The organism is Pseudonocardia sp. UM4_GMWB1, from assembly GCF_017312155.1.
GTDB lineage: Bacteria > Actinomycetota > Actinomycetes > Mycobacteriales > Pseudonocardiaceae > Pseudonocardia > Pseudonocardia alni.
In genome coordinates this window covers 4001764-4022864 of sequence record NZ_QJPN01000001.1, presented here as the reverse complement: position 1 = coordinate 4022864, position 21101 = coordinate 4001764, and the positions used below count along the sequence as shown (strand labels likewise).

The following is a 21101-nucleotide window of genomic DNA, read 5'->3' as shown; positions in this document are numbered from 1 at the left end:
CGGCCCGGTCGCGGCGCGCTCGTCGGGGGAGACGAGGCCACGACGGCCGGGATGTCCTGTCCTGCCACCGCCTCGGTCGCCGGCGTCGATGGTGGTCGCCGCGCGTCCCGGAGACGGGGTACGCGTTCCATTGTAACTGCGTACCGGCCGGGGGGACGCACCTCACGCCGCCCCGCGCGTCCGGGTGGCTCCGCACGTGGTCGGATGGGGTGGTGAGCCCGCACGAGAGCAGCGATCCCGCCACCCTGCGCGCCGTCGCCGAGCAGGTCGCGGCCGAGGCCGCGGAGCACCTGCGCGGCCTGCCCGCACCGCACGACGACGGAGTCACGACGAAGTCCTCGCCGACCGACGTCGTCACCGCCTCCGACGCGTCGGTGGAGCGCTTCGTCCGTGACCGGCTCGCGCAGCTGCGCCCCGGCGAGCCGGTGTACGGGGAGGAGGGCGCGGGCGACGCCGCCGCCGCGCGCTGGGTGGTCGACCCGATCGACGGCACCGTGAACTACCTCTACGGGTTGCCCTGGTACGGGATCTCGGTCGCCGCCGTCCTCGACGGGGAGGGCGTCGCCGGTGCCGTGTCCGAGCCCGCCTCCGGGCGGCTCTGGTCGGCCGGACGCGGTCTCGGCGCGACCCTCGACGGGCGCCCCCTGCGCGCCGCGGCGACGACCGAGCTGGGCCAGTCCCTGGTCGGTACCGGATTCGCCTACCGCGCCGAGCGGCGCGCCCGCCAGGCCCGGATGGTCGCCGCGATGCTCCCCGAGGTCCGCGACGTGCGCCGGGCCGGCGCGGCGTCGCTGGACCTGTGCGCGGTCGCGGCGGGTTGGCTCGACGGCTATCTCGAGCACGGCTGCAACTGGTGGGACTGGGCGGCCGGTGCGCTGATCGCGACCGAGGCCGGTGCCGTCGTGCACGTCGCGGGCAGCCCCGGCGTCCGCGGTCCCGTCGACGGCGACGCCCTCGGTGCCGACGTCACCCTCGCCGCCGCGCCCGGGGTCGCCGCCGACCTGGCCGCGCTGGCCCGCCGCAGCGGCGCCGACACCGTCTGAGCGGTCCGGACGACCGCTCGGACGGTCGCGGCTCAGCAGGTCGCGGCGCGGGCCTGGGCCAGCAGGCCCGGGTCCGCCCGCGGACCGCCCTCGGTCCCCGGCGCGGACAGCTGGTCCAGCACGTCGCGGGCCGCGCGGCCCGGTGCGACGTCGGTGAACGCCGACCCGACGACGACGTCGACCACCGCGCCCTGCCGGTCGTCGCGGATCAGCTCGACGCACGGCAGCGCGAGCGCCAGCGTCGACGCCGACGCCGCGCCGTCCGGACCGAAGCGCAGCTGCCCGATGCAGTCCAGGTCCCCCTCCGGGAACGCGGGGTCGTTGCCCGGCGTCCCGGCCTCGCCGAACTGCAGGTCCTTCAGCTCGGCCGAGACCAGGTTCGCCTGCCCGCGCTGCCCGCCGGCGTTGAGGACCTGGAAACGGACGTCGTCCGGGGCGGTGGGGGCGGCGGAGTCGAGCTCGGCCCGGTCGATCTCGGAGCCCGCCAGGGTCCCCGACGACGGCGCCGGGCAGTTCGTCGACGCCGAGCCGTCCGAAGCGGTGCCCAGCACGACCGCCCACGTGGCCACGGCCAGCACGGCCAGCAGCGCGGTGGTGACCAGGATGGGGCGGGACCGGCGCCGCTCGTAGGGACGGTCGCCGCGGGTACGGGTGGGAAGCATCAGAACGACCCTCCGTCCAGGACGTGGTGCCCCAGCGCGACGAGCGGGCCGACCGACCCGTCGAGGCCCTCGGCCATCTCCTCGGGCACCGACCCGGCCCGGACCCGGGCCAGGATCCCGGCGAGCACGACGGCCAGCTTGAACGCGCCGAACCCGACGTACCAGGGCAGCGGGCCGGCGTCGAGGCCGGTGCGCGCGGTGTAGCCCCCGACGAGCTCGCGCCGCGTCGGGAAGCCGGGCAGGCCGGTCGGGCTCGGCAGCGGCTGGGCCGCGGACCAGACCGCGTCGTCGCCCTCCTGCTTCCAGTAGACGAGCAGCAGCCCGAGGTCGGCCAGCGGGTCGCCGAGGGTGGACATCTCCCAGTCCAGCACCGCGCGGATGCGGCCGGGGTCCTCGGCGTCGAACACGCAGTTGTCGAGCCGGTAGTCGCCGTGCACGACGGTGTGCCGCTGCGCGGCGGGGACGTCGGCGGCCAGCCGCTCGGACAGCCGGGTGAGCTCGGACTCCTCGTCGGCGTCGACGGGGACCGGGTCGTCGCCGTCGCGGGCGGCGGCCCACTGCGTGCCCCAGCGCCGGATCTGGCGCTCCATGAAGCCGTCCGGGCGACCGAAGTCACCCAGCCCCGCCGCGGCCGGGTCGACGGCGTGCAGCGCGGCCAGCACGTCCATCAGCGCGTCGCCCGCGGCGCGGCGCTGCGCCTCGGTGGACGCCCAGCCCTCGGGCAGGTCGTCGAGCGGCACGACGCCGTCGACGAGCTCCATCACGAAGCAGGGGGCGCCGAGCACGTCGCCGTCGTCGGCGGCCAGCACCGCGGGGACGGGCACGGCGCTCGGCCCGAGAGCGGAGATCACGCGCTGCTCGCGGCCCATGTCGTGGGCGGTCGCGGCGACCTCGCCGACCGGCGGACGACGCAGCACGACGGCGCCGGCGGGGGAGGAGACCCGGTAGGTCAGGTTGGACCGCCCGGCGCCGATCGAGGTGAGCTGCGCCTCGCGCCACCGTTCGTCGCCGAGGGCCGTGGACAGCCACGCGCCGACGGTGGCGGGGTCGGCACCGGGCGTGGGCGTGCGGGCGCTCGTCGTCACACCGGGCGACACTAGTGCGCCCGGCGGCGCCCGCGCCCGGGCGACACCCGGCGTGATCGGGGGACTCGCCGCGACGCCCGCCGGACGCTGGGCTACCCTCCCCGCCGCCGGTGCCGGACCGGCCGCGACAGGACGCGCGACGGACGAGCCACCCGGACCTGCGGGGAAGGTGAGACCGGCGTCACTCCGGGAGCCGGGCACAAACCCGCTTCCCGCGACGTTCCTCAGCGGCACGCGACGACCAACCGATGCGAAGTACCGCTGTTCGAGGGCCGAATCGAGCAGCACGGACGTAAGGCAAGGGTGAGACCTGATGGCGACCGACTACGACGCCCCACGTCGCAATGAGGCCGACGAGATGGCCGAGGACTCGCTCGACGAGCTCAAGCAGCGCCGCAACGAGGCGCAGTCCGCGGTCGTCGACGTCGAGGAGACCGACACCGCGGAGAGCTACGAGCTCCCGGGCGCGGACCTGTCGGGCGAGGAGCTGACGGTGAACGTCCTGCCGAAGCAGGCGGACGAGTTCACCTGTGCGAGCTGCTTCCTGGTGCACCACCGGAGCCGTCTCGCCAGCACCTCGGGCGGGCAGTTCCTCTGCCGCGACTGCGCGGCCTGACCGGGCCCGCACTGCGGGACCACGACGACGGGCCCCGGCGGATTCCGCCGGGGCCCGTCGTGTGTCCGCGGGGTCAGCTCTGCTGGGGGTGCGGCGCCTGCGCGGCGATCGCCGCCCGCAGCGCGTCGGGACGGCGCGTGCTGAGCACCCAGTAGGGCTCGTCGCGGCCGGTCGCCTGGACCCGCACCAGCGGCCCCACCCACGCCCGGTGCAGCACGTAGGCCTGCGGGTCGAGGTCGGGGCCCATCGCCTGCTGCTTGTCGGCGCGCGCGACGGTGTCGGTGACCCCGGCCGCGGACAGCGGCAGCTCCCGGCCGTTCGAGATCAGCACGCCGTCGCGGACGGTGGTGCGGCTGCGGCCCATCCACCACAGGACGCCGACGCACAGCGGCACCATGACCAGATAGCCCAGCCACGCCCGCAGGCCGGGATAGCCCATGTGGATCTGCGCGCCCATCAGGACACCGAGCCCGACGGCGAGCAGGTACCACCACACCGGGACGGACAACCGCTCGTCGAACGCAGCAGGGCCAGCCGTCGCAGAGTCGGTCTCCGGAACCCGTTCGCTCACGAGGCCCAGGGTAGCGTCGCCCGCCGTGCCCGGTTCCGTGCCCGCTCCCCCGGACCAGCCGCCGGCAGCAGCGTCCGTCGACGTCCTGCTGACGCGGCTCGACCCCGACGTCCCCCACCCCGCGTACGCGCGGCCCGGGGACGCCGGGGCCGACCTCGTGACGACCACCGACGTGGTCCTCCTGCCCGGGCGCCGGGCGCTCGTCGGGACCGGGGTGGCGATCGCGCTGCCCGAGGGCTACGCCGGGTTCGTGCACCCGCGGTCCGGCCTCGCGGCCCGCTGCGGGTTGTCGATCGTCAACGCGCCCGGCACCGTGGACGCCGGGTACCGGGGCGAGATCACGGTGTGCCTGGTCAACACCGACCCGGACACGCCGGTGGAGCTGCGCCGGGGGGACCGCATCGCGCAGCTGGTGGTGCAGCGGGTCGAGACGGCCCGGTTCGTGGAGGTCACCGCGCTGCCCGCGTCGGTACGCGGCGCCGCCGGTCACGGCTCGACCGGCGGGAACGCCGCGCTCGTCGCCGGGGGAGGGGACCAGTAGATGCCGGGACGCGCACGCGGTCGGATGTTCGACATCCGTCCCGAGGACGGGGTCGAGGACACCGGGACGGGTGCCTATCCGGGCTATCCCGGCTACGGCGACTCCGACATCGACGACTTCGACGACTACGCCGACCACTACGCCGAGCAGGACGTCCGTCGCGGGGCGCCGCCGGTGAACGGCGCGGCCCCGCGCAACGGCTCCGGACCCGGTGCGCCGAACGGCAGGCCGCCCGCGCCGGGGCGCAACGGCCCCGTACCCGCCGCCGGCCGCCCGGTACCGGGGAACGGCCGCCCGGCCGGCCCGCGGACCGGTGCCGTCCCCGCCCCCGACGGCTCCGCCGCGGCGACGACGGCGGTGCGCGCGGTCGGTCGCGACACCACCGGCGGTCCCCCGGCCCCCGGCGCCTCCGGGCGCCTGCCCGGCCCCGCACCCGCCGGGCACGACGACCGGGTCGCCCCCGACGGCCGCTGGGACGACGAGGAGCCGCCGCTGCTGTCGCACCGGGCCGAGGACGACGAGCTCGCCTACGCCCGCGACCGCACCCCGCAGGGCTTCGACGGCGGCGACCCCGACGACCCGTCCTGGGGCCGGCGCCGCTCCGCGCCGCCCTCCGACGACCTCGACGACGAGGAGGACGACGACTACGACTACGACGACGAGGACGAGTACGACGAGGACGAGTACGGAGTCGGCGACGCCCCGCTCTCGGTCCCGCCGCCCGGCAGCGGCGGCCGCCCACTGGGCCCGGCCGACGTCGAGGAGCTCGACCCGTCGATGACCGACGCGCTCGCCCGCGTCGACCTCGGTGCCCTGCAGGTCCCGGTGCCCTACGGCGCCGAGCTGAAGCTGGAGCCCGCGGGTGCCGAGCGCCCCCAGGCCGTGCACCTGCTGCTGGCCGAGGGCCGGATCGCGGTGAGCGCGCTGGCCGCGCCACGGTCGTCCGGTCTGTGGGCGGACCTGTCCGCGGAGATCGAGCAGTCCCTGCGCAAGGGCGGCGCCCGGGTGCGCAACGCCCGCGGCGACTGGGGCCGCGAACTCCATGCCCGCACCGAGAACGCCGCCTCGGTGTTCGTCGGCTGCGACGGCCCGCGCTGGATGGTCTACGGCGTGGCGACGGCGTCGCTGGAGACCGTCGAGGCCCTCGACGTGGAGCTCCGCCGCGTGCTGCGGGGGATCATCGTCGTCCGCGGGAAGTCGCCGTACCCGCCGCGGACGGTCCTGCCGCTGGAGCTGCCCGAGCACCTGCGCGAGCAGCAGCCCGAGGTCGGGCCCCAGAAGCCCAGCATCACCGTCTCCGTCCCGGCCCCCACCGGCGCGACGGGGGCGACCCCGGTGCCGTCGGGAACCACCGGCGCGACCCCGGTGCCGTCCGGCCCGGCGACCGGCGCCCGCCCGGTGCCGGCCGCCGCCTCCGCGGAACCGGCGACGCCGGTCGAGCCCGCCCGACCGGCACGTCCGCGCCGCGCCGCGCCCGCCGCCGCCTCCCCGGCACCGGCCACGCAGCCCGCCGCGGGGCCGAGGGGGCCCCGCCCGTCGGTCGAGGACGCCGACCCGCGCACCCGCGCGTTGCCGCAGGTCCGCCGCCCAGCCGCGGCGGCTCCGGCAGAGCTGCCCGCGGAGCGCACGGAGCTCACCCCCGCCGTCCGCGCCGACGAGTCGCCCGCCGAGCGCACCGCGCTGACCGGCGGCCCGCTGGTCACCCCCGGGCCCGAGGCGCGGCCCGGCCGCCGTCGCGGACGTCCGGCCCGGCCCGACCGGACCGGCGCGAACCGGCTCGGCGGCGCCCCGGCCGGTGCCGCCCCGGCCGGGGGCGTCCCCGGCAGCGCGAGCCCGACCGGCGCGATCCCGACGGCGGGTGGCGTCGCGCCCGCGGCCGGCCCGGTCCGGCCCGGGGCCGACACCGGTGCGCGCCCGCTGCCCGGCCGCGCGTCGACCCACGCCCCGGCGCCGCTGCACGCACCGGACCCGGCGCCGTCCGCAGCCGCCCCGGTCCGGGCCGTCGAGCCCGAGCCGGTGGAGCCCCCGGCCCGCCGGGACCCGGCGGTGACCACGCTGTCGGTCGCCGACCTGCTCGCGGGCGCCGAGGAGGACCGGTCCGCGACCCCGCTCGCCGGTTTCGGCCGGGGCGCGTCGGCCGGCGACATCCTGGACACCGGCACCCCCGTGCCGGCCCCCGCCCTCGACGACGGCGCCCCCCTGTCCGGCACCGCCCTCGACGGCCGTACGGCTCTCGACCCCGGCACGGCTCCCGGTGTCGGCCCGGCCCTCGGCGGCAGTACCGACATCGGGACCGGTACCGGCCTCGGGGACGGTGACGCCGCGGACGGGCGCGAGACCCGTGGCAGCGCGACCACCGCCGGCGGTGCCGCGGGCACGGCCGTACCGGGCACCGGTGGGGCGGGCCGGCGCTCCCGGCGTGACCGCGCGGCCGACGCCACCCGTGTCGACGCCGCGGACCTGCTCGCCGGGCGCACCCGGGACACCCCGGCCGCCACCCCCGAACCGGCGGCGCAGCCCACCGGGGCCATCGAGGACATTCCGCTGTCGGACGTGCCGCTGATGGAGGCCACGCTCGACCGGCTCCCGGCCCCGCCGGAGCCCGCCGCGCCCGCGGCGACCCGTCGTCGGCGGGGCGCCCGCCCCACCGCGGACGCGCCCGGCCACACGGCACCCGCCGACCCCACCCCGGACGACGACGGCTGGCTGTCCGCCGAGATCGCCGCCAGCCGCCGCTCCGGCCGGCACGGAGCGGGGGCGGGCACCTCGGTGGCCGACCTGCTCGCCGCCGTCGCCCTCGACGCCCCCGCGGGCGGGGGACGACGCCGCGAACCCGACGCCGCCCCCGACGCCGGGAGCGGCACCGCGGGTCCCGCGCCCGCGGGGCCCGCGCTCGCCGGTTCCGCGCTCGCCGGTTCCGCGCCGCTCGGCGCGGACGCCGACGAGGACCGGAGGACCGGTGTGGGACACCGCACCGAAGCGGCCCCTGCATCACCCAGCTCTGCGTCGCCGAATCCCGCGTCGCCGAACCCCACAGTGACGGGCCCCGCATCGCCGGGCCCGTCCGACCGTGGAACGGACGACCGGGCGGAATCGGGCACGAACGGCCGGGCCGCGCCGGGCCCGGGCCCGGGCGGGGACGACCTGTTCCGGGCCGCGGGCGACGCGGGCCGCCCCTGGCACGGAGGCGGTCCCACCTCGGCCGACGAGGCACGCAGCGCCCTGCAGGACCTGCTCCGCAGCGCGTCGGCCGACCGCGGACCCGACGCCGACGGGCGGGGGGCCGACCGCACCAACGGGCACGGCGGCGTCACCGGCCTGGCCGACTACCGGGCCAGCCGGGCCGCCGCCGGACGGGCCGCGGCCCGCGCCGCCGAGGACCCTGCGGACGCGGACCCGGCCCGCACCGGCACCGCGGACGACGACACCGACGAGGTCCCCGACGCGCTCGACGCCGGCCGTGCCGCGGGCGGGTCCGGGCTCACCGGCCAGTGGTCGTCCGGTCGGCGCGCGGGCGGCACCGGTCCCCGCGACCTCGGACGGCACCGCCGGGACTGAGCGGCAGCGCGGTGGGCGCGGGTGTCCGGTACGCCCGGCCCGCGCCTGCCCGCCGACCACCGGGCGCGGCCCGGGAACCGGTCGGCGGGGCGGTGACCGGGAGGTCAGGGCCGCCACGGGCACAAACCGGAGCGTCCGCGCGTTAGGCTCTCGGGGCCACCACGACACCCTGTCGGGTCGCCACGCGAGTGCGGGTCACCGGAGGGTCCGGTGACCCCGGGCCGGTACCGGATGCGGGCCGAGGAGAGACATGGGCAGCACGGATGGCGGAGCGTTCCGCCGGATGCTCCGCAAACTCACCAGCGACGTCGACGAGCTCGACGCGCGCGATCTCGCCGAGGACGTCGAGGAGACCGGGGCACGCCCGGCTCGCGACTGCGCCTGCGGCGAGGAGGTCACGATGCTCGGCCGGATCCGCAGCGTCGACCTCTGTCCGCAGAGCGCCGACGCCACGCTGAAGGCCGAGCTGTTCGACGGCACCGACGGTGTCACCCTGGTCTGGATGGGCCGGCGCAGCATCCCCGGTATCGAGGCCGGGCGCACCATGCGGGTCCGTGGCCGGATCTCGGTCCGCGACGGTCGCAAGGTGCTCTACAACCCGTACTACGAGATCTGCCAGGCGCAGTGACCCGCGGGACCCTCGCGGTCTGCTCCTGAGCCGACGGATCGGACCGGCTTGAACGACCACCACCACGACGCCCCGACCACCCGGATCCCGCGTGTCCCCGACGTGGACCCGCAGGACCGGACCGCGCCACTCGGCAGGCCGGTGACGGCACCGGAACACGCCGCCGGGCCCGGCCCGGACCGGACCGGCCCCGCGGCGCCACCGGCGACGGACGCGGGCGGCGAGGCTCCGACCCCCACCCTGCTCGAGCAGATGGGCGGGGTCACCGGGATCGTCGCCTCGACGATCCCGGTCGTGGTGTTCGTCGTCGCCAACATCCTCGGCGACCTGCGGACCGCGCTGTACGCCGCGATCGGCGCCGGGGCGCTGGTGCTGCTCTGGCGCCTCGTCCGGCGCGACCCGGTGATGCCGGCGATCTCCGGCCTGCTCGGCGTCGGGGTGTGCGCGCTCGTCGCGAGCCGGACCGGCGAGGCCCGCGGCTTCTACCTGCCCGGTCTGCTCTACAGCGGCGCCCTCGGGATCGTCGCACTGGTCTCGATCATCGTCCGCTGGCCGCTGGCCGGGGTGATCTGGCACAGCATCAACGGACACGGCACCGAGTGGCGCCGGGACCCCCACCTGGTCCGCGCCTACGGCTGGGCCACCGCGGTGTGGGCGACGACCTTCCTCGCGAAGGTCGTCGTGCAGGGCGGGCTGTACCTGGCCGACTCCGAGACCTGGCTGGGCGTCGCGCGGCTCGCGATGGGCTACCCGCTCACCGGGGTCGCGATCCTGGCCACGATCCTCATCGTGCGGCGCGCCGAGCGCGCCCGCACCGCGTCCGCCTGACCCGCACCGGCGCGCGACGCCCGCGCGCCGGTGCCGGGCAGGGTCACATGAGGGCGGCGCGGATGTCCTCCTCGACCGCCGTCGTCGCCACGAACAGCAGCTCGTCGCCGCCCTCCAGGGCGTCGTCGGGCTGGGGCACGATCACCCGGCCGCCGCGCAGGATCGTCACCAGCGCCGAGTCCGTCGGCAGCTCCAGCACCCGCACCGGCCGCCCGGCCAGCGGGGTGTCCTCGGGCAGCGTCACCTCGACGAGGTTCGCCTGCCCCTGGCGCAGCGTCAGCAACCGCACCAGGTCACCCACGGCGACGGCCTCCTCGACCAGCGCCGCCAGCAGCCGCGGCGTCGACACCGCGACGTCGACGCCCCAGTTCTCCCCGAACAGCCACTCGTTGCGCGGGTCGTTCACCCGTGCCACCACCCGGCGGACCCCGAACTCGGTCTTCGCCAGCAGCGAGACCACCAGATTGACCTTGTCGTCGCCGGTCGCGGCGATCACGACGTCGCAGCCCTCGATGCCGGCGTCCTCCAGCGAGGACAGCTCGCAGGCGTCGGCGTGCACCCACTCGGCCTCGGGGACGGCGTTCGGGTCGATGTGGGTCAGCTCGCGCTCGATCAGCATGACCCGGTGGTCGGACTCGACCAGCTCCAGCGCGATGGACCGCCCGACGGCGCCCGCCCCCGCGATCGCGACCCGCATCAGTCCTCCTCGGGCGGCGCCGCGGCGGCCGCCGTCACGTCGCTGACCGTGCCCGAGACCGCCGCCACGTAGACGGTGTCCTCGTGCTGCACGGTGGTGTCCTTGGTCGGCAGCACCCCGGTGCCGAACCGCACGATGAACGCGACCCGCGAGTTCGTCGCCCGCTCCAGGTCCCGGATCGGGCGCCCCACCCAGTCCTCGTGCAGCGGCAGCGGCAGGACGGCCACGGTGCCGGTCGGCTCGCGCCAGGCGGTGGCGACGCCGTCGGGCAGGAGCATGCGCAGCAGCCGGTCGGTCGTCCACGGGACGGTCGCGACCGTCGGGATGCCCAGACGCTCGTACACCGCGGCGCGCTTGGCGTCGTAGATCCGGGCGACGACCTTGCCGACGCCGTAGCTCTCGCGCGCCACCCGGGCGGCGATGATGTTGGAGTTGTCCCCGGAGGAGACGGCGGCGAACGCGTCGGCGGACTCCAGCCCGGCCTCGTCGAGGACGCTGCGGTGGAAGCCGAAACCGACGACCTGGCGCCCGCGGAAGTCCGGGCCGAGCCTGCGGAAGGCCTGCGGGTCGCGGTCGATCACCGCGACCTCGTGGCCGAGCCGCTCCAGGCCCGAGGCCAGGGACGCGCCGACGCGGCCACATCCCATGATCACGACGTGCATGGCGTCAGGGGTCCTTCCGCCGGGTGGGGGGCCCGGGATGTACGATTCGTTCCTTCTGCACGGACGGCGACGCGGACGCCGACGACGCGGAGTGAACGCTATCGCGAAGCGCACCGGAGCGGGGGCATAGGCTGCGCCCCGTGTCCAAGCTCGCCGTCGCTCTCAAGCGGCTCGTGGTCGGACGACCGCAGCGCAGCGACCGCCTGACCAGCACCCTGCTCCCGAAGCGGATCGCCCTCCCCGTGTTCGCCTCCGACGCCATGTCGTCGGTCGCCTACGCCCCCGAGGAGATCTTCCTGACCCTGTCGGTCGCCGGTGTCGCCTCGTACGCGATGTCGCCGTGGATCGGTCTCGCCGTCGTCGTCGTCCTGCTGACGGTCGTGGCCAGCTACCGGCAGAACGTCCGCGCCTATCCCTCCGGCGGGGGCGACTACGAGGTCGCGACGGTGAACCTCGGCAAGAACGCCGGACTGACCGTCGCCAGCGCCCTGCTCGTCGACTACACCCTCACCGTCGCCGTCTCGATCTCCGCGGCCGCGGCCAACATCGGTGCGCTGGTGCCGTTCGTCGCCGAGCACAAGGTGCTGTTCGCGGTCTCGGCGATCGTCGTGCTCACCGCGATCAACCTGCGCGGCATCCGCGAGTCCGGCGCGGCCTTCGCGATCCCGGTCTACGCCTTCGTCATCGGCGTCGCGACGATGATCATCTGGGGCCTGACCCGGGTGCTGATCCTCGGCGACTCCGTGCGGGCGGAGAGTGCCGACCTGCGCCTGGTCGCCGAGGGCGACGCGTTCACCGGCCTGGCGCTCGTGCTGCTCGTGCTGCGCAGCTTCACCCAGGGCGCCGCCGCGCTGACCGGTGTCGAGGCGATCTCCAACGGCGTGCCCGCCTTCCGCAAGCCGAAGTCGAGGAACGCGGCCACCACGCTGCTGCTGCTCGGCGTGATGTCGGTGTCGCTGTTCATGGGGCTGATCGCCCTGGCCCAGCTCACCCACGTCCAGATCGCCGAGGACCCGGCGCGCCAGTTCCCCGACGCGCCGCCCGGCTACGAGCAGCACACCATGATCGCCCAGCTCGCCGACGCCGTGTTCGACAACTTCCCGCCGGGCTACTTCTTCGTCATCGTCATGACGGCACTGATCCTGGTCCTCGCCGCGAACACCGCGTTCAACGGCTTCCCGGTGCTGGGCTCGATCCTGTCCCAGGACCGCTACCTGCCCCGTCAGCTGCACACCCGCGGCGACCGGCTCGCGTTCTCCAACGGCATCGTCGCGCTCGCGCTGTTCGCGATCCTGCTGGTCGTCGGGTTCCAGGCCGAGGTCACCCGGCTCATCCCGCTCTACACCGTCGGCGTGTTCGTGTCGTTCACGCTGTCCCAGGCCGGGATGGTCCGGCACTGGAACCGGGAGCTCGCGCTGGACCCCTCGGCGTCCGAACGCCGCCGGATGCGCCGCGCCCAGTCGATCAACGGGTTCGGTGCCTGCATGACCGGCGTCGTACTGGTCACGGTGCTCGTCACGAAGTTCGCCCTCGGCGCCTGGATCGCGATCGTCGCGATGGGCGGGTTCTTCGTGCTGATGCGGATGATCCAGCTCCACTACGACCGGGTCGCCGCCGCGCTGGTCGCCGACGAGTCCGACGACGTCCTGCCCTCGCGCAACCACGCCGTCGTCCTGGTCTCGACGCTGCACAAGCCGACCCTGCGGGCGCTGGCCTACGCCCGCGCGACCCGCCCGGACATCCTCGAGGCGGTCACCGTCAACGTCGACGACTCCGAGACCAAGAAGCTCGTCGAGCAGTGGCACAAGCGGAACCTGCCGGTCCCGCTGAAGGTCGTCGAGTCGCCCTACCGGGAGATCACCCGGCCCGTGCTGGACTACGTCAAGCGCATCCGCACCGACTCCCCGCGCAACGTCGTCACCGTCTACATCCCGGAGTACGTCGTCGGACACTGGTGGGAGCAGGTGCTGCACAACCAGAGCGCGCTGCGGCTCAAGACGCGGCTGCTGTTCCAGCCGGGGGTGATGGTGACCAGCGTGCCGTGGCAGCTGCCGTCGTCGTCGCGCACACGGGCGCTGTCGCCGCTGCAGGCGCCGGGAGCTTCCCGGCGCGGCTACCCGGGCATGGAGCAGCTGCCCGGCGAACGCCGCGACGGCGCGGGCGTCGGGACGGGTGGCGGCACCCCGTCCGCACCCCGGGTGACGAAGAAGGAGAACCGGTGAACGCCGACACGGCGACCGACTGGACCGACCGCATGCTGGAGCTGCGGGTCGGCCCCGTCGCGCACGGCGGCCACTGCGTGGCCCGCGACGGGGACGGTGGCCGGGTCGTGTTCGTCCGGCACGCACTGCCCGGTGAGCTGGTCCGTGCAGTGGTCACCGACGACCCGGGCGGGGCGTTCTGCCGCGCCGACGCCGTCGCCGTGCTGGAGGCGTCCCCGGACCGGGTCGAGCCCGCCTGCCCGTGGGCCGGTCCCGGGGGCTGCGGCGGCTGCGACTTCCAGCACACCGACCACGCCACCCAGCGCGCCCTGAAGACGACGGTCCTGCGCGAGCAGCTGGAGCGCCTCGGCGCCGGCGCCGCGGTCGTCGCCACCGCCGACCTCGCCGCCGTCGAGGTCGAGGAGCTCCCCGGCGGTCCGCTCGGCTGGCGCACCCGGGTGCGGCTGGCCGTCGACGACGACGGCGTCCCCGGCCTGCGCGCCCACCGCAGCCACGACGTGTGCGAGATCGGCGACTGCCCGCTCGTCCCGGCCGGCGCGCTGCCGCCGGTGCTGGAGCGCCGCTTCCGGCCCGACTCCGAGCTCGACGTCACCGTCGTCGGCGACGGCGCCGCCCGGGTCGGCTCCGGCGCGACCGTGCACGCCGCGGACCGCACCTGGGAGCTGTCGGCCGGCACGTTCTGGCAGGTCCACCCGGCGCTGCCGGACACCCTCGCGTCCGTCGTGCGCGACTGGGCCGACGCCCCCACCGGTGGCGTCGCCTGGGACCTCTACGGCGGCGTCGGGCTGCTCGGCTCGGTCCTCGCCGACCAGGTGGGGGAGTCGGGGACCGTGCTGGTCGTCGAGTCCGCCGCGTCCGCGGTCGCCGACGGCGCCTCCGCGCTCGCCGACCTGCCGCAGGTCCAGTTCGTCCGCGGCCGCGCCGAGCGCGAGATCAGCCGGCTCGGCCCCGACCCCGACGTCGTGGTCACCGACCCGCCGCGCGCCGGGCTCGGGAAGGCCGCGGTGCGCGACCTCGCCGCCCGCGCCCCGCAGCGGATCGTGCACATCGCCTGCGACCCGGCCGCGCTGGCCCGCGACCTGTCCCTGTTCGCCGCCGCCGGGTACCGCACCACCGCGCTGCGGGCGTTCGACGCGTTCCCGATGACCCACCACATGGAGGCGGCCGCCCTGCTGGAGCGGATCCCGCGGTGACCACCGTCGTCCAGCTCTCGGACCTGCACCTCGGCCGCCCGGACACCGACGGCCGGGCCGCCCGCGCCGTCGCGGGGGCCCGGGCGCTGGACCCGGCGCCGGACGTCGTGCTCGTCACCGGCGACCTCGCCGACGACGGCGCCCCCGAGTCCTACTCCTCCGCCGCACGGCTGCTCGACGGCCTCGGCGCGCTGCACGTGCCCGGCAACCACGACGACCGCGCCGCGATGGCCGACGCCGTCGGACCGGTGGGCGACCGGCTGCACCGCACCGGCGGGACCACCGTCGCGCTGCTCGACACCCTCGTACCCGGGGCGCCGCACGGCGCGCTGTCCGACGCCGCGGTCGCCCTGCTCGCCGAGGCCGTCCGGGATCCCGCGCCGCTGCTGGTCGCCCTGCACCACCCGCCGGTCGCGGTCGGGCACCCGGTCCTCGACGGGATGCGGCTGCTCGAGGCCGGTGTGTTCGAGGCACTGCTCGCCGCGCGCAGCGACCCGACGCTGGTGGTGTGCGGGCACGTCCACACCCCGCTGGCGACGACGTTCGCCGGGCACCCGCTCGTCGTCGCCCCGTCGGTGGCGCCCGCCCTGCGCTGGCCGGACGTGCCCGGGACCGGGGGTAGCGACCCCGTCCCGGCACCGGGTGGGGTGCTGCACGTGCTCGGGGACGGGCCGCCGCGCAGCCGGTTCCTGAGCTGGCCGGTGTGAGGCGGGTCGGCTGCCGCGGGTTGCCCGGAACCCGCTAGGATCGGTTCACAACAGAATGCAGCGAATTGCTTTCGCCCTCGTATTCCAACTGGCAGAGAAAGCGGTCTCAAACACCGTACAGTGTGGGTTCGAATCCCACCGGGGGCACCATTCGTCGATCTGAGAGACGTGTCGGCCCACGGCTGCGGGCCCCGCGTCCCGGGGTGCCCCCACCTCCTGGCCTGCATGTTCCTCCGGGTGGACGGGCTGGGGCACACCCGCCCGATCCTGCTCGGCAATGGCGGCGCCACATCGTCGGCGCCCGCCCCGACCGCGTCCTGCGCGACCCGCCCCCTTCCGGCGGCTGCCGCGCCACGAACGGGGTCCGGGCCCGCCCGTCCGACGGTTCCGTGCGCGAGTACGCCACTCCGCGCCGGTTCCTCGGCACCACCTCCGACGACCGTCATGCCGCTCGCCGAGGCGGCCCCGGACCGGGTGGGGAGCGCGCACCGGCCGGCGCACGCGACCTCGCCGTCGGTCGCGCGACGTGACGCCGTCGCCGCGCCGGACGCCGCGCTCGGCCCGGCGGCGTGAGCACCGCCGCCCCTGCCCGATCGGACGGGTAATGCGGCCGGCGGAGCGTGTTTCCGCACACGAAAGGCCGAAGTGGTTCGGCTGTGCACCCGTACCGCCGGTAGCCTGGGCTATCCGGACACCCCACTGACCGATGAAGGAGTTCTCCGGTGACCGACAACGTTCCCGCAGAGACGCCGGCCGAGGACGGCCCGCAGCCCGGGTGGCGGGTGCTGGTCGTCGAGGACGAGGCGCTGATCCGCATGGACCTGGCCGAGATGCTCTCCGAGGAGGGCTACCGCATCGCCGGTGAGGCCGGTGACGGTGAGGCCGCCATCACCCAGGCCCGCGAGCTGAAGCCCGACCTGGTGATCATGGACGTCAAGATGCCCAAGAAGGACGGCATCGAGGCGGCGTCGACCATCGTCGAGGAGAAGATCGCGCCGGTCGTCATGCTGACCGCGTTCAGCCAGCGCGAGCTGATCGAGCGCGCCCGCGACGCCGGCGCCATGGCCTACCTGGTCAAGCCGTTCGCCCGGCACGAGCTGGTCCCGGCCATCGAGCTCGCCGTCTCCCGGTTCGCCGAGAAGAAGGCGCTCGAGGACGAGGTCGCCTCGCTCAACGAGCGGTTCGAGACCCGCAAGGTCGTCGACCGGGCCAAGGGCCTGCTCATGACCGCACAGAAGATGTCCGAGCCGGAGGCCTTCCGCTGGATCCAGCGCACCGCGATGGACCGCCGGACGACCATGAAGGCCGTCGCCGAGGCGGTCGTCGAGGGGCTGGCTCCGGCCAAGTCCTCCTGAGACACAGGCGGTGGTCGACCACCGCCGCCCGGCACCGTCGTTCCGGCCCCGTCGCGCACCGCGCGGCGGGGCCGGCGTCGTCCGTGCCGGCCGGCGGGCCACCCTGCCGGGCCCCGCCGGCCGACGGTCCGTCGACGGGGCCGGTGCCACCGTTCCGATGCATCACGAGACCATTCCGGTTACCGAAGGTGCCCGTCCGGGCACCGGAAAAGATCCACTTGTGTCACGCTGGTGTCGGCGGATCACATTCCTGTCACGAGTGGTGACGGTGTCCCCTTTCCTGGTTCGGGCGTACTACTTTTCCGCCATCCTCCCGCGCTGCTTCGGGCGGGCGGAGAACCGAAGGGGATTCGAATGACGCGAACGACGTGGCGACTCGCCGCCCTCGCCGGGGCGGCGTCGCTGGTACTGGCCGGATGCGGTGGCGGGGACACCGGTTCCGGCGGGGCCACCGGCGGCTCGGAGGAGCCCGCCGCCGCGGGGCAGGCATGCACCCCGCCGCAGGCACAGGCCACCGGCAATCCCGGCACCGCGCCGCTGAAGATCGGCTCCCTGCTGCCGGAGACCGGGAGCCTGGCGTTCCTCGGTCCGCCCGAGTTCGCGGGGGTGGACGTGGCGGTCGAGGAGATCAATGCTGCCGGGGGAGTCCTCGGCAACCCGGTCCAGCACCTGCGCGGTGACTCGGGTGACGACACCACCGACATCGCGAACCAGACCGTCGACCGGCAGCTCAGCGCCGGGACGCAGGTCATCGTCGGTGCGGCCGCGTCGGGTGTGTCGAAGCTGGTCATCGACAAGATCACCGGTGCGGGTGTCGTCCAGTTCTCGCCGGCCAACACCTCCGACGAGTTCACCTGCTGGCAGGACCGCGGCCTGTACTTCCGGACCGCGCCGCCGGACGTCCTGCAGGGGCAGGCGCTCGCGCAGCTGATCACCTCCGACGGTGGCCAGCGGGTCGCGCTGCTCGCCCGCAACGACCCGTACGGCTCGGGCCTGGCGGACAGCGCCGAGCGCAACCTGGTCTCCGCCGGCATCCCGCAGGACCAGATCACCAAGATCATCTACGACCCGAACGCGGCGTCGTTCAACCCCGAGATCGACCAGGTCGCCCAGTTCAACCCGGACTCCGTCGCGGTCATCGGCTTCGACGAGTCCAAGCGGATCCTGTCGCGCATGAGCGAGGTGCAGATCGGACCGGCCCAGAAGGCCGTGTACGGCACCGACGGCAACATGGGCAACGCCCTGGGCGAGGGACTGCCCGCGGGCCTGCTGAACGGGATGAAGGGCACTCTGCCGCTCACCGAGCTGTCGGGCGACTTCCGGCAGCGGCTCACCGCGCAGGACCCGAGCCTGACCGACTTCAACTACGCGGCGGAGTCCTACGACGCCGTCGTGGTCTCGGCGCTGGCCGCCGAGGCCGCGAAGTCGACCAACGGTGCGGACATCGCGACCCAGATCAACGGGATCACCAAGGACGGCGAGAAGTGCACCGACTTCGCCGGCTGCAAGGCGATCCTCGACCGGGGCGGTGACGTCGACTACGACGGCGCCACCGGCACGCTCGACTTCACCGACGCCGGTGAGCCGGGCTCCGGGTCGTACGGGGTCCAGACCTTCAACGGCCAGAACCAGATCGACGAGGCGGCGACCACCTACGTCCGGGTCGGCGCCCAGGGCTGACACGCCGCACCACACGCACCGACACGAGGGGGCGGGCCGCCACGGCCCGCCCCCTCGTCGTGCTCGGGACCGGCCGGGCCCCACCGGCGGGACGATGCCCCGGCCCGCCACCCGGCGCGACGCAGGGCACCACGCCCGGGCGGCACCCGGTGCGCACCGGCCCGGTGGTCCCGGTGGACCGGCGCCGGGAACACGACGGCCCCGCCCCCCGTGGGTGGGGGAACGGGGCCGTCGCGGGACCGGCGCGTCAGGTCATTTCTTCTCGCTGCTGCCGGCCAGCGTCCCCAGGTACAGCTCGATGACCTTCGGGTCGTTCAGCAGGTCGCGGCCGCCCGCGGTGTAGGCCGCGCGGCCCTGGTCGAGCACGTAGCCGCGGTCGCAGATCTGCAGGCAGCGACGGGCGTTCTGCTCCACCATGATGACCGAGACCCCGGCCGCGTTGATGCGCTTGCAGCGGACGAACACCTCGTCCTGGAGCATCGGGGACAGGCCCGCCGACGGCTCGTCGAGCAGCAGCACCGACGGTTCCATCATCAGGGCCCGTCCCATCGCGACCATCTGGCGCTCGCCGCCGGACAGCGACCCCGCCTTGATCTTCCGGCGCTGCCCCAGCATCGGGAACAGGTCCGCGACGACGTCGAAGCGGGTCGCGAACGTCTTCGGCCGGAGGAACACACCCATCTGCATGTTCTCCTCGATCGAGAGCGAGGGGAACACGTTGTCGCGCTGCGGGACGTAGCCGAGCCCCTTGGTGACCAGGGCGTGCGCCTTGGCCCCGGTGATCTCGGCGTCGCGCAGCCGGACCGTGCCGCTGCGCACGGGGATCAGCCCGAACATGGCCTTGAGCAGCGTCGACTTGCCGGCGCCGTTGGGCCCGATGATGCCGACGATCTCGCCGTCGCGGAGGAAGAAGTCGCTGCCGGTCAGGATGTCGACGCCCGGCACGTACCCGGCGACGAGGGTGTCGACCCGCAGCACGGCGCCCTCGGCGAGCTCGCGGTGGACCTCCGGGGTGGCGGCCTGCTCCGGTGTCATGGCCCGGTCGGCGCCGGGTGCCTGCTCGCTCATGTGCGCTTCCCCTCCTGATCCGGGTGGGCCGTGCCGGTGCCGTCGTCGGCGAGGGAGCCCTCGAACTCGGCGGCCTCCATCTCGGCGACGATCTCCGCGGTCTGCCCGACCGGGTTGCCGTGCTCGTCGAACTCGAGGACCTGGTCGTGGTGCGAACCGAGGTAGGCGTCGACGACGGCCTGGTTCGACGACAGCGCCGAGGGCGGCCCCTCCGCGATCACCCGCCCCTGGGCCATGACGACGACCCAGTCGGAGATGTCCCGGATGACGTCCATGTCGTGCTCGACGAACACGACGCTCATGCCCTCGTCGCGCAGCGACTTCACGTGCCCCAGCAGGCTCTGGGTGAGCGCCGGGTTCACCCCGGCCATCGGCTCGTCGAGCATGACGACCTTCGGGTCCATCATCAGGGCCCGCGCCATCTCGAGCAGCTTGCGCTGCCCGCCGGACAGTGACCCGGCCAGGTCCTCGGCCTTGGTGTCGAGCTTGAAGCGGGCCAGCAGCTCGCGGGCCTGCTCGGTGATCCGCCGTTCCTGCGCCCCCCAGCCGGTGAACAGCGCGCCGAGGAAGGTCTCGCCGCGCTGCCCGACCGCGCCGAGCTTCATGTTCTCCAGCACCGTCATGCCCGCGAGGGCCTTGGTGAGCTGGAACGTGCGGACGACGCCCTTGCGGGCCACCCGGTGCGGCGGCAGCTTCTGCAGGGGGTTGCCCTCGTAGATCCAGGAGCCCGTGTCGGCCCGGTCGAACCCGGTCAGCAGGTTGAACAGGGTCGTCTTCCCGGCGCCGTTGGGGCCGATGAGGCCGGTGATGGCGCCGCGCTCGAACTCCAGGTGGGCGACGTCGACGGCCTTCAGGCCGCCGAACGTGCGGGTCACGCCGTCCACGGTGAGCACCGGGTCCGGTTTGGCGACGCCCGGCTCCGGGGCGACGCCGGTGAGCGTGCGGGCCGGGTCGGTCACGGTCGGGTCGGGGGTCGTGTCCTCAGCGGCCATCGCCCAGCACCTCCCTGCGGCGTCCGAAGATGCCCTGTGGTCGGAACACCATCATGAGGCCCAGGAACAGGCCGACGAGCACGAAGCGGATCGCGCCGACGTCCTGGGAGGAGATGAACGGCAGCAGCGGCGACTCCCCGGCCGTCGCCTGGCGCAGGAACGCGTCGGCGACCGACAGCAGGAACCAGAACGCCATCGCGCCGACCACCGGGCCGAAGACCCGTCCCGCGCCGCCCAGGATGAGCGCGGCGTAGGCGAAGAAGGTCTGCGGCGGCGAGTAGAAGTCCGGCGTCAGCGACTGGGTCGCCAGGGCGAACACGATGCCGCCCAGCGCGCCGAACACCCCGCCGAGGGCGAGCGCCTGCATCTTGTAGGCGAAGACGTTCTTGCCCAGCGCGCGGGCGGCGTCCTCGTCCTCCCGGATCGCCTTGAGCACGCGGCCCCACGGGCTGCGCACGAGCAGCCAGGTGAGGAGCACACACAGCCCGACGACCGTCCAGCCGACCAGGATCGACCAGAGGTCCGGCCCCCGCAGCGACAGCACCCCGAAGTCGTAGGTGCCGGTGCCGAACGGGTTGGCGCGGGCGAAGGAGTCGGCGAACCCGGTGAGGCCCTGGGTGCCGCCGGTGAACCCGGTCTGCGAGGTCGACCGGGTGATCAGGCGCAGGATCTCCGACGCCGCGATCGTCACGATCGCCAGGTAGTCCGCGCGCAGCCGCAGCGTCGGGATGCCGAGCACCAGGGCGAGCGCGACCCCGCAGGCCATGCCGATGAGGACGCCCAGCCAGAGCGGGGCGCCGTAGTTCGCGACCGAGATGCCCATGCCGTAGGCGCCGACCAGCGCGAAGCCGATCTGGCCGAAGTTGAGCAGCCCGGTGTAGCCGAAGTGGATGTTGAGGCCGAGGGCCAGCAGCGCGAAGAAGATGGCCGAGGGGCCGATCAGCTGCGAGAGCCCGACCGTGAGGAGCTGTCCGAAGTCGATCATGTCCGCCC

The 21101-nt window shown here is 75.0% G+C and carries 20 protein-coding genes and 1 tRNA gene; 13 read left to right on the top strand and 8 right to left on the bottom strand.

Annotated features, from left to right (window positions below):
- Positions 1–212: 212 nt before the first annotated feature.
- On the top strand, positions 213–1043 hold the full coding sequence (locus DMP15_RS18650) for an inositol monophosphatase family protein (RefSeq protein WP_073577129.1): 831 nt from the start codon (positions 213–215) through the stop codon (positions 1041–1043).
- Positions 1044–1075: 32 nt separating this feature from the next.
- Here the strand turns inward: DMP15_RS18650 and cei are convergent, their stop codons facing one another.
- Positions 1076–1705: an envelope integrity protein Cei gene (gene cei / locus DMP15_RS18645; RefSeq protein ID WP_073576995.1), complete on the bottom strand. Its 630-nt coding sequence runs from the start codon at positions 1703–1705 to the stop codon at positions 1076–1078.
- Positions 1705–2790 carry a phosphotransferase family protein gene (locus tag DMP15_RS18640; protein ID WP_073576994.1) on the bottom strand — a complete coding sequence of 362 codons (1086 nt, stop codon included), beginning with the start codon at positions 2788–2790 and terminating at the stop codon, positions 1705–1707. The genes cei and DMP15_RS18640 overlap by 1 nt, the downstream gene beginning before the upstream one ends.
- A 313-nt stretch (positions 2791–3103) precedes the next feature.
- Between DMP15_RS18640 and DMP15_RS18635 the strand changes: the two genes are divergently transcribed.
- Complete coding sequence (locus tag DMP15_RS18635) at positions 3104–3406, top strand: DUF4193 domain-containing protein (protein WP_010223990.1); 303 nt, start codon at positions 3104–3106, stop codon at positions 3404–3406.
- Between the two features lie 73 nt (positions 3407–3479).
- Here DMP15_RS18635 and DMP15_RS18630 read toward each other — a convergent pair whose 3' ends face one another.
- Positions 3480–3977: a DUF3093 domain-containing protein gene (locus tag DMP15_RS18630; protein ID WP_073576993.1), complete on the bottom strand. Its 498-nt coding sequence runs from the start codon at positions 3975–3977 to the stop codon at positions 3480–3482.
- Positions 3978–4002: 25 nt separating this feature from the next.
- On the opposite strand from DMP15_RS18630, the gene dut reads away from it, so the two are divergent.
- The 4 genes from dut (at position 4003) to DMP15_RS18610 (ending at position 9532) form a co-directional block, all read left to right on the top strand.
- Positions 4003–4518, top strand: a complete 516-nt coding sequence (gene dut, locus DMP15_RS18625) for a dUTP diphosphatase (RefSeq protein ID WP_100880370.1) — start codon at positions 4003–4005, stop codon at positions 4516–4518.
- Entirely contained in the window at positions 4519–8076 is a 3558-nt protein-coding gene (locus DMP15_RS18620) for a DUF3710 domain-containing protein (RefSeq protein ID WP_337826221.1), read from the top strand.
- Positions 8077–8326: 250 nt separating this feature from the next.
- The gene (locus DMP15_RS18615; RefSeq protein WP_020622832.1) at positions 8327–8704 is read left to right on the top strand and encodes an OB-fold nucleic acid binding domain-containing protein; all 378 of its coding nucleotides are present in this window, start codon (positions 8327–8329) and stop codon (positions 8702–8704) included.
- Between the two features lie 48 nt (positions 8705–8752).
- Complete coding sequence (locus DMP15_RS18610; RefSeq protein ID WP_073576991.1) at positions 8753–9532, top strand: DUF3159 domain-containing protein; 780 nt, start codon at positions 8753–8755, stop codon at positions 9530–9532.
- A gap of 43 nt (positions 9533–9575) precedes the next feature.
- Here the strand turns inward: DMP15_RS18610 and DMP15_RS18605 are convergent, their stop codons facing one another.
- A complete protein-coding gene (locus DMP15_RS18605) occupies positions 9576–10229 on the bottom strand; it encodes a potassium channel family protein (protein WP_073576990.1) in 654 nt (217 codons plus the stop codon).
- Complete coding sequence (locus tag DMP15_RS18600; protein ID WP_073576989.1) at positions 10229–10891, bottom strand: potassium channel family protein; 663 nt, start codon at positions 10889–10891, stop codon at positions 10229–10231. Before DMP15_RS18600 ends, DMP15_RS18605 begins: the two co-directional genes overlap by 1 nt.
- 140 nt (positions 10892–11031) lie before the next feature.
- Here DMP15_RS18600 and DMP15_RS18595 point away from each other — a divergent pair, with 140 nt between their 5' ends.
- The 7 genes from DMP15_RS18595 (at position 11032) to DMP15_RS18565 (ending at position 18048) form a co-directional block, all read left to right on the top strand.
- Positions 11032–13113, top strand: coding sequence for an APC family permease (locus DMP15_RS18595; RefSeq protein WP_073576988.1), 2082 nt, complete (start codon positions 11032–11034; stop codon positions 13111–13113).
- A gap of 32 nt (positions 13114–13145) precedes the next feature.
- Complete coding sequence (locus DMP15_RS18590; RefSeq protein WP_337826708.1) at positions 13146–14306, top strand: class I SAM-dependent RNA methyltransferase; 1161 nt, start codon at positions 13146–13148, stop codon at positions 14304–14306.
- Positions 14303–15013: a metallophosphoesterase gene (locus tag DMP15_RS18585; protein WP_073576987.1), complete on the top strand. Its 711-nt coding sequence runs from the start codon at positions 14303–14305 to the stop codon at positions 15011–15013. The genes DMP15_RS18590 and DMP15_RS18585 overlap by 4 nt, the downstream gene beginning before the upstream one ends.
- A 73-nt stretch (positions 15014–15086) precedes the next feature.
- A tRNA-Leu gene (locus DMP15_RS18580) sits at positions 15087–15163 on the top strand.
- A gap of 294 nt (positions 15164–15457) precedes the next feature.
- The gene (locus DMP15_RS18575; RefSeq protein ID WP_255497756.1) at positions 15458–15586 is read left to right on the top strand and encodes a hypothetical protein; all 129 of its coding nucleotides are present in this window, start codon (positions 15458–15460) and stop codon (positions 15584–15586) included.
- 149 nt (positions 15587–15735) lie between these two features.
- On the top strand, positions 15736–16368 hold the full coding sequence (locus tag DMP15_RS18570; RefSeq protein ID WP_062402721.1) for an ANTAR domain-containing response regulator: 633 nt from the start codon (positions 15736–15738) through the stop codon (positions 16366–16368).
- Between the two features lie 354 nt (positions 16369–16722).
- Positions 16723–18048 carry an ABC transporter substrate-binding protein gene (locus tag DMP15_RS18565; protein WP_073576986.1) on the top strand — a complete coding sequence of 442 codons (1326 nt, stop codon included), beginning with the start codon at positions 16723–16725 and terminating at the stop codon, positions 18046–18048.
- Between the two features lie 252 nt (positions 18049–18300).
- On the opposite strand, the gene DMP15_RS18560 is transcribed toward DMP15_RS18565, so the two are convergent.
- Genes DMP15_RS18560 through DMP15_RS18550 form a run of 3 tightly spaced genes read right to left on the bottom strand, consistent with a single transcriptional unit; the run spans position 18301 to position 21093 of the window.
- Positions 18301–19116, bottom strand: coding sequence for an ABC transporter ATP-binding protein (locus tag DMP15_RS18560; RefSeq protein WP_062402724.1), 816 nt, complete (start codon positions 19114–19116; stop codon positions 18301–18303).
- Positions 19113–20108 (bottom strand): ABC transporter ATP-binding protein, encoded by a 996-nt coding sequence (locus DMP15_RS18555; RefSeq protein ID WP_083658863.1) that lies wholly within the window; start codon positions 20106–20108, stop codon positions 19113–19115. Before DMP15_RS18555 ends, DMP15_RS18560 begins: the two co-directional genes overlap by 4 nt.
- The gene (locus DMP15_RS18550) at positions 20098–21093 is read right to left on the bottom strand and encodes a branched-chain amino acid ABC transporter permease (RefSeq protein WP_062402727.1); all 996 of its coding nucleotides are present in this window, start codon (positions 21091–21093) and stop codon (positions 20098–20100) included. The genes DMP15_RS18555 and DMP15_RS18550 overlap by 11 nt, the downstream gene beginning before the upstream one ends.
- Positions 21094–21101 lie beyond the last annotated feature (8 nt).

Coding starts and splice junctions, on each gene's coding strand:
- DMP15_RS18590 (WP_337826708.1), top strand. CDS start 13,146: ATGCTGGAGCTGCGGGTCGGCCCCGTCGCGCACGGCGGCCACTGCGTG.
- DMP15_RS18575 (WP_255497756.1), top strand. CDS start 15,458: ATGCCGCTCGCCGAGGCGGCCCCGGACCGGGTGGGGAGCGCGCACCGG.
- DMP15_RS18615 (WP_020622832.1), top strand. CDS start 8,327: ATGGGCAGCACGGATGGCGGAGCGTTCCGCCGGATGCTCCGCAAACTC.
- DMP15_RS18635 (WP_010223990.1), top strand. CDS start 3,104: ATGGCGACCGACTACGACGCCCCACGTCGCAATGAGGCCGACGAGATG.
- DMP15_RS18605 (WP_073576990.1), bottom strand. CDS start 10,229: ATGCGGGTCGCGATCGCGGGGGCGGGCGCCGTCGGGCGGTCCATCGCG.
- cei (WP_073576995.1), bottom strand. CDS start 1,705: ATGCTTCCCACCCGTACCCGCGGCGACCGTCCCTACGAGCGGCGCCGG.
- DMP15_RS18565 (WP_073576986.1), top strand. CDS start 16,723: ATGACGCGAACGACGTGGCGACTCGCCGCCCTCGCCGGGGCGGCGTCG.
- DMP15_RS18555 (WP_083658863.1), bottom strand. CDS start 20,108: ATGGCCGCTGAGGACACGACCCCCGACCCGACCGTGACCGACCCGGCC.
- DMP15_RS18600 (WP_073576989.1), bottom strand. CDS start 10,891: ATGCACGTCGTGATCATGGGATGTGGCCGCGTCGGCGCGTCCCTGGCC.
- DMP15_RS18550 (WP_062402727.1), bottom strand. CDS start 21,093: ATGATCGACTTCGGACAGCTCCTCACGGTCGGGCTCTCGCAGCTGATC.
- DMP15_RS18620 (WP_337826221.1), top strand. CDS start 4,519: ATGCCGGGACGCGCACGCGGTCGGATGTTCGACATCCGTCCCGAGGAC.
- DMP15_RS18560 (WP_062402724.1), bottom strand. CDS start 19,116: ATGAGCGAGCAGGCACCCGGCGCCGACCGGGCCATGACACCGGAGCAG.